Source organism: Rudaea cellulosilytica DSM 22992 (assembly GCF_000378125.1).
GTDB lineage: Bacteria > Pseudomonadota > Gammaproteobacteria > Xanthomonadales > Rhodanobacteraceae > Rudaea > Rudaea cellulosilytica.
The window spans coordinates 1,090,921-1,102,877 of sequence record NZ_KB899241.1; the positions used below are offsets into that span (position 1 = coordinate 1,090,921).

At 62.4% G+C, this 11,957-nt stretch carries 10 protein-coding genes; 6 read left to right on the forward strand and 4 right to left on the reverse strand.

The window, feature by feature from the left end; all coding sequences use genetic code 11:
- Positions 1 to 108: 108 nt before the first annotated feature.
- The 4 genes from gyrB to dnaA form a co-directional block, all read right to left on the reverse strand.
- Positions 109 to 2,559 (reverse strand): DNA topoisomerase (ATP-hydrolyzing) subunit B, encoded by a 2,451-nt coding sequence (gene gyrB / locus F455_RS0104880; protein WP_020684053.1) that lies wholly within the window; start codon positions 2,557 to 2,559, stop codon positions 109 to 111.
- Positions 2,560 to 2,640: 81 nt separating this feature from the next.
- On the reverse strand, positions 2,641 to 3,720 hold the full coding sequence (gene recF / locus F455_RS0104885; RefSeq protein ID WP_018972155.1) for a DNA replication/repair protein RecF: 1,080 nt from the start codon (positions 3,718 to 3,720) through the stop codon (positions 2,641 to 2,643).
- Positions 3,721 to 3,825: 105 nt separating this feature from the next.
- Complete coding sequence (gene dnaN, locus F455_RS0104890; protein WP_018972156.1) at positions 3,826 to 4,926, reverse strand: DNA polymerase III subunit beta; 1,101 nt, start codon at positions 4,924 to 4,926, stop codon at positions 3,826 to 3,828.
- Between the two features lie 221 nt (positions 4,927 to 5,147).
- Positions 5,148 to 6,491: a chromosomal replication initiator protein DnaA gene (gene dnaA, locus F455_RS0104895; protein ID WP_018972157.1), complete on the reverse strand. Its 1,344-nt coding sequence runs from the start codon at positions 6,489 to 6,491 to the stop codon at positions 5,148 to 5,150.
- Between the two features lie 160 nt (positions 6,492 to 6,651).
- On the opposite strand from dnaA, the gene rpmH reads away from it, so the two are divergent.
- From rpmH to F455_RS0104925, 6 genes are all read left to right on the forward strand, one after another.
- Positions 6,652 to 6,792, forward strand: a complete 141-nt coding sequence (rpmH, locus tag F455_RS0104900; RefSeq protein ID WP_018972158.1) for a 50S ribosomal protein L34 — start codon at positions 6,652 to 6,654, stop codon at positions 6,790 to 6,792.
- 40 nt (positions 6,793 to 6,832) lie between these two features.
- Entirely contained in the window at positions 6,833 to 7,285 is a 453-nt protein-coding gene (gene rnpA / locus F455_RS19825) for a ribonuclease P protein component (protein ID WP_018972159.1), read from the forward strand.
- Positions 7,286 to 7,373: 88 nt separating this feature from the next.
- Positions 7,374 to 9,068, forward strand: a complete 1,695-nt coding sequence (yidC, locus tag F455_RS0104910) for a membrane protein insertase YidC (protein ID WP_018972160.1) — start codon at positions 7,374 to 7,376, stop codon at positions 9,066 to 9,068.
- Position 9,069: 1 nt separating this feature from the next.
- Positions 9,070 to 10,440 (forward strand): tRNA uridine-5-carboxymethylaminomethyl(34) synthesis GTPase MnmE, encoded by a 1,371-nt coding sequence (mnmE, locus tag F455_RS0104915; protein ID WP_018972161.1) that lies wholly within the window; start codon positions 9,070 to 9,072, stop codon positions 10,438 to 10,440.
- A 19-nt stretch (positions 10,441 to 10,459) separates the two neighbouring features.
- Positions 10,460 to 11,215, forward strand: a complete 756-nt coding sequence (locus F455_RS0104920) for an SGNH/GDSL hydrolase family protein (RefSeq protein ID WP_018972162.1) — start codon at positions 10,460 to 10,462, stop codon at positions 11,213 to 11,215.
- A gap of 22 nt (positions 11,216 to 11,237) precedes the next feature.
- Positions 11,238 to 11,930 carry a glutathione S-transferase N-terminal domain-containing protein gene (locus tag F455_RS0104925; protein WP_018972163.1) on the forward strand — a complete coding sequence of 231 codons (693 nt, stop codon included), beginning with the start codon at positions 11,238 to 11,240 and terminating at the stop codon, positions 11,928 to 11,930.
- Positions 11,931 to 11,957: the final 27 nt, after the last annotated feature.

Below are 11,957 nucleotides of genomic sequence, written 5' to 3' on the forward strand. Positions count from 1 at the left end.
TCCCTCACGGCCATTGTGGGCGCCGGTTTCGCCGGCGCCGTGTTATCGAATCGGGGATTGTACGCATGAAAACGTTAACGTTTCGCTGCGCGAAAAACGTGCCTAGGATCAGACGTCGAGATTAGCCACGCGCAATGCGTTCTGCTCGATGAAGTTGCGGCGTGGATCGACCACATCGCCCATCAATGTCGAGAAGATCTGGTCGGCGGCCACGGCGTCCTCGATGCTGACCTGTAGCAAGCGGCGCGATTCCGGATTGACCGTGGTCTCCCACAGCTGCTCCGGGTTCATTTCGCCCAAGCCCTTGAAGCGCTGGATCGTGCGCCCCTTCTTCGCTTCGTCGAGCAGCCATCGCTGCGCCTGGGCGAAATTCACGATCGCCTGCGTGTGATTGCCGCGGCGAATCTCGGCACCGGGTTGGACCAGGCCGGCAAGCTGCTGGGCGAGTTCGCGCAGCGGTTTGAATTCGGTACCGGCGAAAAACGCGGCGGGCAGAATCTGTGTCGCGGTCAGGCCGTGGTGGCGGCGCTCGATCGTCAACGCAGCCGGATGCTCGGGCGTTGCCGCACGCACTTCGAGGCGATAGTCCGGACGGCCGAGGCCAGTCGCGTTGACCTTAGCGGTGATCGCGCGCAACCAGGTCTCGAGTTTGACCGCGTCGTTCCAGTCCTCGGCTGCGGGCGGCGCGAGGTCGAGCATCGCGTTGAGCACGCTCGAATCGCAACGTGAAGCAAGGCGCGCGATCTGGTCCTGCGCGGCCTGGTAGTCGAGCATCAGTTTTTCCAGAGCCGCAGCGACGATTGGCGGTACGCCCGGCGCATAGTGCAACTCGGCGTTCTCGACCGCATTGCTGACCAGATAGGCGTTGAGCGCGTGGTCGTCTTTGAGATAAAGCTCGTTCTTGCCCTGCTTGAGCTTGTACAGCGGCGGCAGGCCGATGTAGATGTGGCCACGCTCGATCAGCACCGGCATCTGCCGGTAGAAGAACGTCAGCAGCAGCGTGCGGATATGCGAGCCGTCGACGTCGGCGTCGGTCATCAGGATGATGCGGTGATAGCGCAGCTTGTCCGGATTGAACTCTTCCTTGCCGATACCGGTGCCGAGCGCGGTGATCAGCGTGCCGACTTCGGCCGACGACAGCATCTTGTCGAAACGCGCCTTCTCCACGTTGAGAATCTTGCCTTTGAGCGGCAGCACCGCCTGAGTTTTGCGGTTGCGCCCCTGCTTGGCCGAGCCGCCGGCCGAGTCACCCTCGACGATGAACAGTTCGCACAGCGCAGGATCTTTTTCCTGGCAGTCGGCAAGCTTGCCGGGCAGACCGGCGATGTCGAGTGCGCCCTTGCGCCGGGTCAGGTCGCGCGCCTTGCGCGCGGCCTCGCGCGCGCGGGCGGCGTCGACGATCTTGCCGGCGATGGCGCGCGCTTCATTGGGATGTTCCTGCAGAAATTCCTCGAATTTCGCAGCAAAAACCGCATCGACCACCGGGCGCACCGCCTCGGTGACCAGCTTTTCCTTGGTTTGCGAGGAAAAACCCGGATCGGGAACCTTTACCGACAGCACGGCAATCATGCCTTCGCGCATGTCGTCGCCGGACAGCGCGACTTTGGCCTGCTTGGCGATGCCGCTTTGCTCGATATAGCGGGTCAGGGTTCGGGTCAGCGCGGAGCGGAAACCGGTTAGATGGGTGCCACCATCCTTCTGCGGAATGTTGTTGGTGAAGCAGTACATCGTTTCCTGATAGGAATCGCTCCATTGCACGGCACAATCGACGACGATGCCGTCTTGTTCGCCGGTGATCGATACAACATTGGCGTGCAATGGAGTCTTCAGCTGGGCCAGATGTTCGACGAAGCTGCGAATGCCGCCTTCGTACTGGAAGATGTCGTGCTTGCCGTCCAGACGCTCGTCGATCAGTTCGATCTTGACCCCGGAATTGAGGAAGCTCAATTCGCGCAGGCGACGCGCCAGGATGTCGTAATGGAATTCGGTGTTGTCGTTGAATGCCACCGCCGAGGGCCAGAAGCGGACTTCGGTGCCCCGCTGGTCGGAAGGCTCAAGTTGTTTCAGTGAATACACCGGCTCGCCGTTGCGATATTCCTGCTGGTGGTGGTATCCGTCACGCCAGATATCGAGCAGCAATTTCTCCGACAGCGCATTGACGACCGATACACCGACGCCATGCAGGCCACCGGACACCTTGTAGCTGTTGTCGTCGAACTTGCCACCGGCGTGCAGCACCGTCATTACTACTTCGGCGGCGGAAACATCGCGACCTTGCTTTTCGCTTTCCGTCGCATGTCGACCGACCGGGATGCCGCGACCATTGTCCGAGACGGAGACCGAGCCATCCGCGTGGATTTTCACGAGCACGGCGTCGGCGTGCCCCGCGAGTGCTTCGTCGACGGAATTGTCGACAACCTCGAACACCATATGGTGCAGACCGGAGCCGTCGTTGACGTTGCCGATGTACATGCCTGGGCGCTTGCGCACCGCCTCGAGGCCTTCAAGCACCTTGATGTTGCTGGAGTCGTACTGGTTGTTCTTGGTCTCGTCGGTCATCCGCTGCTCGGCTGCTATCGGGCCGCCCTCGCCAGCCACTGCGCCCGCAGCTCGGCGAAAAGCCCTGAAATAATCATGCAATTATAGCACTTTGCGCACGCGGCCCTGTTCCACGTGGAACGTGCGCTGGGCGGGAAAGCGCTCCAGCAAACTCGGAGAGATTTCCGTGCCGGTCAACAGAATCTGCGCTCCGCTTTCGATCAATGCTGCCAATGCGGCGGCCTGATGCGCGGCGTCGAGTTCGGAACAAAGATCATCGAATGCGATGATGGGATTCTCCCCGCGAGCAGACCGATATAGCGACACCTGAGCCAGCGTGCAGGCAATGGCGCAGAGTTTTTCCTGGCCACGAGACAACTGCTCATGGCTGGGAGCCTTGGCGAAAACCAGGCTCCAATCTGCGCGGTGCAAGCCCCGCGTGGTGTGGCCAAGCGCCCGGTCACGCTGCCTCACCTCCCTCAGCGCCTCGACCAACGGCGCGCTTCGATTCCATCCCGGGCGAAAACGCAGACCCGCCCCCGCCAGCTCCGGCAGGTAGTCATCGAGTAGTGGGATCAGTTGTCGCTCGAAGCGCGCGATATAGGCCTCTCGTGCCTCTGCCAGAGGTTCGGCGGCTTGTGACAACTCCTCGTCCCAGATCGACAATTCCTCTTCATCAGCAGCCTGTTTGAGCAAGGCGTTGCGCTGACGCAGCGCACGTCGATAGCGGCGCATGCGCGGGGCGAAATCCTGTTCCACGTGGAACACGCCCCAGTCAAGGAAGCGGCGGCGGCCATCGGCAGAGCCCGAAATCAGCGCGTGGCTGCCGGGTTCGAAACAGACCACTGCGCAAGCGGCGAACAAATCGGTGAGCTTCGCCGAGGCGTCGCCATCGAGCTTTGCGATCCAGCGCGCGCCATGACGCAACAGGCCAAGCCGGTGTGTCAGCGAATCGGTCTGGATCTGCGCAAACAAGGCCAGCGGCTCGGCACCGCGACGCTGCAGATGTTCGGCCTGATAGGTGCGAAAACTGCCGCCATGCGAAAGCAGGTAGGCAGCCTCAAGAATGCTGGTCTTGCCTGCCCCGTTCGCGCCGACGAACAAATTGAGACCGGGCGCCAAATCGATTTGTTCGCCATCGATATTCCGCAGGTTCTGGATGCGCAACTCGGTCAGGTGCATGGCGTCGAATCATTCACCGCGGAGCAATCACGCATGGCCCGAAAACAAACGCGCGGCATTTCTGCCGCGCGCATGACTCACTAACCGCTTCCGCGACAGGCGCAATCAGAGTCGCAGCGGCATGATCACATGCCGTGCCTGTTCGCTCTCGGGCGCGCGCAGCAAGCAACTTGAGTTGCCGTCACGCAGACACATCAACACTTCTTCGCCGCCGAGCGCGTTCAGGGCATCGAGCAGGTAATTGACATTGAAGCCGACCCCGAGCTCCGCAACTCCGGTCTTCGCTTCGATCTCCTCGATGGCCTCTTCCTGCTCGGGATTGTGCGCGATGATGCGCAGCTTATTCGGGCTGACCTCAAGTTTGACGCCGCGATACTTCTCGTTGGAAAGAATTGCGGCGCGCTGCAGGGCGCCGCGCAACGCCTCTCGGGCCACGCGCACTTCCTTGTCGGCACCGATCGGCACGACAGCCTCGTAGTCCGGGAAGCGGCCATCGATCAGTTTCGAGGTGAACGTGACGTCGCCGCGTTTCACGCGCAGGTGGGCGCGGCCGAACTCGAGCTCGACTGTGCCGTCGCCGGCTTCAAACAGGCCTTGCAGTTCGAGCACACCTTTGCGCGGAATCAGTATCTGGCGCTGCGCCGCAACTCCAGCAGTGAGAGTCGTCTCGACAACAGCGAGACGATGCCCGTCGGTAGCGACGCTGCGCAGAGCATGCTCGCGCAGATCGAGCAGCAGGCCGTTTAGGTAATAACGCACGTCCTGCTGCGCCATCGCGAACGCGGTACGATCCATCAAACCCTTCAACGTCGCTTCGGGCAGGCTGACACGCTCGACCAAGTCAATGTTCTCGATGACCGGGAATTCACTGGCCGGCAAGGTTGCGAGGGTGAACCGGCTGCGCCCAGATTTGACCTCGACGCGATCGCCATTGAGTTTGAATTCGATCTTGCTGCCGTCAGGCAAAGCGCGGCAAATATCAAACAGCTTGCGCGCCGGAATCGTGATTTCGCCCGCCTCGATCTGATCAGCCTGGGTCGTGGCGGACATTTCAACTTCGAGATCGGTGCCGGTAAAGCTCACCTGCTGTGGCGTCGCCACGACCAGAAGGTTGGCCAGAACCGGCAATGTCTGCCGCCGTTCAACGACGCCGACGACTTGCTGCAAGGGTTTGAGGAGCACTTCGCGCTGAATGGAAAACCGCATAGGTCGTCAGTCCTTCGGAGTCACTGCTTCTGGGCTGTTTGTAAAAAACGAATAAGCTAGTAGCGGTTGGTCCTGTGCATAGTGCAGAAAAGCACTAAAAGACCAAATTAATCAATTGTTTATGACAAATAAAATGTAGGGATATCTGGCCGCGGCCGTTGTGCTTTTTCTGTGGATAAGTGTGTCTGCGGGAATCCGTCACAAACTATCCACAGGATATCCTATTCCGTAAGCACACGAAGCAGTTTTTCCCAATCCTGGCGTAATTTTCCGTCGGTCGCGCGCAGGTCGCGGATCGTGCGGCAAGCGTGCATTACGGTGGTGTGATCGCGTCCGCCGAAACCGCGTCCGATCTCGGGCAGGCTATGTTCGGTGAGCTCTTTTGCCAACGCCATCGCGAGCTGACGCGGCCTTGCCAGCGAACGGCTGCGGTTCATCGACAAGAAGTCGGATAGGCGCAGTTGGTAGTAGTCGGCGACGGTCTTCTGGATATTCGAGATCGTGATCGCCTGCGCGTGCACAGTCAAAAGATCGCGCAGCGTTTCCAGCGCGAACTCGGTGTTGATCGTGCTGCCGAGGAAGTTCGCGCGTGCGACGAGCGTATTGAGTGCGCCTTCGAGATCACGCACGTTCGAGCGCATGCGCTTGGCCATGAGTTGCGCCACCTCGATTGGCAGCTCCACGCCCTTGGCCTGTGCCTTGGCCAGCACGATCGCTGCGCGCGTTTCGAAGTCGGGTGGCTCGATGGCGACGCTCAGGCCCCAACCGAGGCGCGATTTCAGGCGCGGCTCAAGGTTGTCGACCTCCTTCGGATAGCGATCGCAAGTCATGATCAGCTGCTGCTTGCTCTCGACCAGCGCGTTGAACGTGTGGAAGAACTCCTCCTGGGTCGTATCTTTGCCGGCAAAGAACTGGATGTCATCGATCAGGAGCGCGTCGACCGCGCGGAAGCGGCGCTTGAAATCGTCCATGCTCTTGGTGCGCAGCGCCTGGATCATTTCGGTGACGAATTGCTCCGAGCGCAGATACATCACCTTGGTCGCCGGATTGAGCGTGCGCATCAGGTTGCCGGCAGCATGCATCAAGTGGGTTTTGCCCAGACCGGTGCCGCCATAGAGCAGCAGCGGGTTGTAGGCGCGACCTGGGTTATTCGCGACCTGCATCGCCGCTGCTTTGCCGAGCTGGTTCGACTTGCCTTCGACGAAAAGATCGAAGGTGTAATTGGGGTCGAGGTTGGATTCGAACGAATCCGATTCGTTCCCGCCCCTGCCGACGCGTGCCGAAGCGCCGTTGTGTGCAGGCTTGCGTGGGTTCGCGGTCGGCCGGTTGAGCGTGCCGACATCGAAACGTAACGTGACCGGCGCGCCATTCAAGTGCTGCAATACCGCGGCAATGCGCGGCTGGAAACGCTCGCGCACCACATCCAGGGTGTAGGCGTTCGGCGCAAGCACGCGCAAACCCTCGGCATCTTCGGTTGCCTGCAAGGGGGCAAGCCAGGTATGCAGGTCTTCGACGCTGAATTCGGCTTCAAGGCGTTCCAGGCAGCGGCGCCACAGGTCAGTCATGCTTTGAGAAATTCCACGGATGGCGCCCAAGCGGTTCTCACTCGAACGGCCCGGCAGTCTACGCCCGCATGCTATCTGACGCCAAGCTCAAGCGACTTGACCTTAGCGGAACCTGAGGGTTAAAATTCCGCTTCTTTGTCCCTACAGTTTCGATAACGCCATGGCCACCAAGCGTACGTTCCAGCCCGGCAACCTCAAGCACGCCCGCACTCACGGCTTCCGTGCGCGCATGAAGACGCGCGGCGGTCGCGCCGTCCTCAACGCGCGTCGTGCCAAGGGCCGCAAGCGCCTGATCCCGTAGTCGCGGTTCGCCCCGCGCGAACCCGGCTTCATCCTGCGCGATGAGCGATTCATCGCCAAGCCTTGCCTTCCCGCGCGCCGCACGTCTGCTGCGGCCCGCCGACTTCAGCGCGCTGCGTGGTTCGAGCAAGCGCATCTCCCTGAAGCACTTCCAGTGCGAATACCGGCTCAATGCAGGCGCGACCGCGCGCCTCGGCATGGCCGTGTCGCGCCGTGTCTCCAAGCTAGCCGTCGTGCGCAACCGCATTCGCCGGCAGATCCGCGAAAGTTTCCGTTTGCATCGCCCGGGCTTGCCGGCCTGTGATGCGCTGGTGATCGCGCGCAGCTCGACTGCCTTGCTTGACAACGTCGTTTTGCGCGCGGAACTCGAACAGCTCTGGCGCAAGCTCATCGCACGGATCGCGGACGAACCCGCGCGCGCCGCCGAAGCTTCGCCCACGCCGGAATTGTTGAACGCGGTCGAGGCTCCCGGCACAATGCGCGACCACGTTTGATCGACGTATCTGCAATCATCGCGCCTTGAATCGCCGCAGTTGCGGCCGCATCGCTGCCACGCGCGTCCCCTTTTCCTCCGAGTCATCCATGTCCAGCACCCGCTCGTTTCTGCTGCTCGCCCTGCTCGCCATCAGCTACATGCTCTACTCCGCCTGGGAGCAGGACTACGGCCTGAAACCCGCGGCGCCGACTCCGGCCGCTGCTACCGGCAGCAGCGCAACTCCGGCGACAGCCGCCGCCGGCAACGACGTTCCAGCCGCCGCGACTCCGGCGAATGCGGTGTCCACGCCATCCGCTGCAGACGCAGGCAAGGAACCCGCGGTGCAGACGATCAGCGTGGCGACCGACGTGCTGCACGTCGAGATCAGCACGCTCGGCGGCAGCGTCGTGCGCGCCGACCTGCTCGCCTATCCGATCGATCCCAAGGACAAGACCAAGCCGGTGCGCTTGCTCGATGACGGCAACGCCCACTACTTCGTCGCCCAGACCGGCCTCGTCAGCAGCAGCGGCGCCGCGCCGAGTCACAAGACGCCGTTCAACGCCGAGAAGACGAACTACGACCTGGCGGCAGGAACCGACAAGATCGAAGTGCCACTGACCTGGACCGATGCGTCGGGGATCAGCGTGCGCAAGGTCTTCGTCTTTACGCGCGGCAGCTATCTGATCGAAACGCGCGAAGAAGTCGCGAATACGGGCACCGCGGCATGGACCGGCAATGAATACCGCCAGCTGCAGCGCACCGCGCCTCCGGCACAGAGCGGCGGCTTGTTCTCGGTCTACAACTCCGAGGCCTATGCCTTCGTTGGCGCTGCGTGGTACGCGCAGGGCAAGTTCAACAAGCTCGCGTTCGCGAAGTTCTCCGAGTCACCGCTCAACAATACCGAAGTGAGCGGAGGCTGGGTCGCGTTGCTGCAGCATTACTTCTTCGCAGCTTTCATTCCGACTACCGGCGAAGCCGACCAGTATTCGACCAGCGTGCTGCAGGACCATTATCTGATCCGCGCGTTGTCGCCCGCGCTCACGGTCGCGCCGAACGCGACCGGCACGTTCGCAACGCGCCTCTACGTCGGTCCGAAGCTGCAGAGCGAACTGGCCAACGTCGCGCCCGGCCTCGAATTGACCGCTGACTACGGCATCCTCACCTTCATCGCCCAGCCGATGCACTGGGTTCTCGTCCAGTTGCACAAGCTCACCGGCAACTGGGGCGTCGCGATCATCCTGCTCGTGCTGCTGCTCAAGCTCGCGCTGTACAAGCCGTCCGAGGCGCAGTACCGCTCGATGGCCAAGATGAAGCAATTCCAGCCGCGCCTGGAGGCGCTCAAGGAGCGCTACGGCGACGACAAGCAGAAGCTCAACGCGGCGACGATGGAGCTGTACAAAAAGGAAAAGATCAACCCACTCGGCGGCTGCCTGCCGATCCTGATCCAGATGCCGATCTTCTTTGCCCTGCTCTGGGTGCTGCAGGAAAGCGTCGAGTTGCGCCAGGCGCCGTTCTTCGGCTGGATCCAGAACCTGTCGGCGCCCGATCCGCTGTTCATCCTGCCGATCTTGAACGGTGTCGCCATGCTCGCCACGCAGTGGCTGTCGCCCGCGTCGCCCGGGATGGATCCGATGCAGCAGCGCATGATGAAGTTCATGCCGCTGATCTTCGCGGTGATGTTCGCGTTCGCTCCCGCCGGTCTGACCCTGTACTGGACGGTCAACGGCTGGCTGTCGCTGCTGCAGCAGTGGATCATCACCAAGCGCGTCGGCGCGGCGACGACGGCGCCCGCCAAGGCGTGAGATGACGCGCGTCCGCGCCGGTGAAGTGGACGCGACCGATACCATCGCGGCGATTGCCACGGCCGCCGGTGCGGGCGGCGTCGGCATCGTGCGCATCAGCGGGCCGCGCAGCCGCGAGATCGCGCATGCGCTGATCGGAAAATATCCACAAGCGCGCAAAGTACACGTTGCAACGGTTCGTGATGCCAACGGCGAGGTGCTGGACCGCAGCATCGCCCTCTACTTCGGCGCACCGAAGTCCTATACCGGCGAAGACGTGCTCGAACTGCAGGTTCACGGCAGTCCGGTCGTGCTCGACTTGATCCTGCGCCGAGTGATTGCGCTCGGCGCCCGTCTTGCTCGACCCGGCGAATTTTCCGAGCGTGCCTACCTCAACGGCAAGCTCGATCTCGCCCAGGCCGAGGCCGTCGCCGATCTGATCGCGAGCGGCTCGGAATCGGCCGCACGCGCAGCGATGCGCAGCTTGGAAGGCGATTTCTCGCGCGCCGTGCAGGAATTGTTCGAGGCACTCGTGCACCTGCGTGCGTGGCTCGAGGCAGCGCTTGATTTTCCCGAAGAGGAAATCGATTTCCTCAGCGCACCACAGCTGCACGATCAGCTTGCAGCGTTGCGAGCGGGAATCGCCGACCTGCTGCAAGCGGCACGCCGCGGCGTCGTCCTGCGTGATGGCCTGCACGTCGTCATCGTTGGCCGGCCGAACGCGGGCAAGTCGAGTTTGCTCAACGCGCTTGCGCAGAGCGAACGCGCGATCGTCACGCCTATCGCCGGCACTACGCGCGACGTGTTGCGCGAAAGTGTGGCCCTCGACGGCATCGGCCTGACCTTGGTCGACACGGCCGGCCTGCGCGAGTCGCACGACCTCGTCGAGGCCGAAGGCATCCGCCGAGCGCGCGCGGAACTCGCGCGCGCTGATGTCGCCATTCTTGTCACCGATGACGAGCATGCGGACATCGACCATGAATTGTTGAGCGAATGCAATGCTGGCGCCGTGCGCCTAGCCGTGCACAACAAGATCGACCTCTCCGGTAACTCACCGAGCCGCCGGGTCGACGCTCATGGCGAAACGCGAATCGCCCTATCGGCGCACACCGGCGCAGGTCTCGACTTGCTGCGCGCGGAACTCGCCCGTCTCGCAGGTCGCGGTGACGGCACACATGGCGCATTCAGCGCGCGCCGTCGACACGTCGACGCGCTGGCGCATGTCGCCAACCACCTCGAGCGCGCCGAAACGCATCTGAATATTGGGCGCGCTGGCGAACTCGCTGCGGAGGAATTGCGGCAGGCGCAGCGTGCACTCGGCGAGATTACCGGCGAATATTCGAGCGACGACCTGCTCGGTGCGATCTTCTCGGCCTTCTGCATCGGCAAGTGACGCAAGCACATCGCGTATCATGACGAAAAAGTATATTTTTTTTATCGCCTTTCTTCTTTTCCTGCATGCCCCGCTCGCGCGCGCCGAGCATGCCGATCGGAGCCCGACGCAGCAGGACCTCGTCGAACGGCTCGAGGCGGACGAGAAGCGCCTCGCCGACTGGCCCGACCTCGCACGCTATCGCGACGACAATGCCCGGCTCGGCACACCCAAGCCCGGCGAGGCCCGCGTGGTCTTCCTTGGCGATTCGATCACCGATAGTTGGGGCCGTGATGCGGGCGAATTCTTTCCGGGCAAGCCCTACGTCAACCGCGGCATCAGCGGTCAGACCACGCCACAGATGCTGCTCCGTTTCCGCGCCGACGTGATCGCGCTCAAGCCGCGCGTCGTCGTCATCCTCGCCGGCACGAACGACATCGCCGGCAACACCGGGCCGAGCACGCCGCGGATGATCGAGGACAACCTCACCTCGATGGCCGAGTTGGCTCGTGCCAATGGCATCAAGGTCGTGTTCGCCTCGATCCTGCCGGCGATCGACTATCCATGGCGTCCCGGTATGCGGCCGCCCGATACGATCCGCGAACTGAATGCCTGGCTCAAAGCGTATTGCGTCCGCGCAGGCTTGGTCTACCTCGACTACTACGCTGCGCTGGTCGCGACCGATGGTGGCTTGCGTGCCGGGCTGAGTGCGGACGGTGTGCATCCGAACGCCGCGGCCTATGCAGTCATGGCACCGCTTGCGCAGAAGGCGATCGAGCAGGCGCTGCGGCATTGACCATTCTTTTCAGGAAGGTGACATGATCGAACTGTTCTATTGGCCGACGCCGAACGGCCGCAAGATTCCGTTGCTTCTCGAGGAAGCCGGTCTGGAGTACAAGATCACCCACGTCGATATCGGCAAAGGCGACCAGTTCAAGCCCGCGTTCCTCGCGATCTCGCCGAACAGTCGCATGCCGGCAATCATCGATTACGCTCCGGCCGATGGCGGCGCGCCGATCAGCGTGTTCGAGTCGGGCGCGATCCTGCAGTATCTCGCCGAAAAGACCGGTAGATTCTTGCCGCAAGACGTCCGCGGTCGCGCCGAGTGCATGGAGTGGCTGTTCTGGCAGATGGCCGGCCTGGGACCGATGACCGGCCAGTACGGCCACTTCCACGTCTACGCACCCGAGCAGATTGCGTATGCGAAGGAACGCTATGCGCGCGAGGTCGGCCGCCTGCTCGGCGTGCTCGAGCGCCGCCTCACCGGGCGCGAGTACATTTGTGGAAAAGAATACACGATCGCCGACATGGCCTGCTGGCCGTGGATCGATGCCTATGACAAGGCGCCGTTCGACCTTGCACCTTATGCGCAAGTGCGCCGCTGGCGCGCAACTATCGCGGCGCGGCCGGCTACGGCACGCGCCGAGGCGCTGCGCGAGTTCCGCAAGTCGGCAGCGCCGATGAGCGAGGAAGAACGCAGAATCCTGTTCGGGCCGCAAGACAACAGTTGATCCGCGAGTAGATCGGCGCGAATCCGG

Bases quoted from the DNA above. Each gene is read 5' to 3' on its own strand.
- gyrB (WP_020684053.1), bottom strand. From the start codon at position 2,559: ATGACCGACGAGACCAAGAACAACCAGTACGACTCCAGCAACATCAAG.
- recF (WP_018972155.1), bottom strand. From the start codon at position 3,720: ATGCACCTGACCGAGTTGCGCATCCAGAACCTGCGGAATATCGATGGC.
- dnaN (WP_018972156.1), bottom strand. From the start codon at position 4,926: ATGCGGTTTTCCATTCAGCGCGAAGTGCTCCTCAAACCCTTGCAGCAA.
- dnaA (WP_018972157.1), bottom strand. From the start codon at position 6,491: ATGACTGACCTGTGGCGCCGCTGCCTGGAACGCCTTGAAGCCGAATTC.
- rpmH (WP_018972158.1), top strand. From the start codon at position 6,652: ATGGCCACCAAGCGTACGTTCCAGCCCGGCAACCTCAAGCACGCCCGC.
- rnpA (WP_018972159.1), top strand. From the start codon at position 6,833: ATGAGCGATTCATCGCCAAGCCTTGCCTTCCCGCGCGCCGCACGTCTG.
- yidC (WP_018972160.1), top strand. From the start codon at position 7,374: ATGTCCAGCACCCGCTCGTTTCTGCTGCTCGCCCTGCTCGCCATCAGC.
- mnmE (WP_018972161.1), top strand. From the start codon at position 9,070: ATGACGCGCGTCCGCGCCGGTGAAGTGGACGCGACCGATACCATCGCG.
- F455_RS0104920 (WP_018972162.1), top strand. From the start codon at position 10,460: ATGACGAAAAAGTATATTTTTTTTATCGCCTTTCTTCTTTTCCTGCAT.
- F455_RS0104925 (WP_018972163.1), top strand. From the start codon at position 11,238: ATGATCGAACTGTTCTATTGGCCGACGCCGAACGGCCGCAAGATTCCG.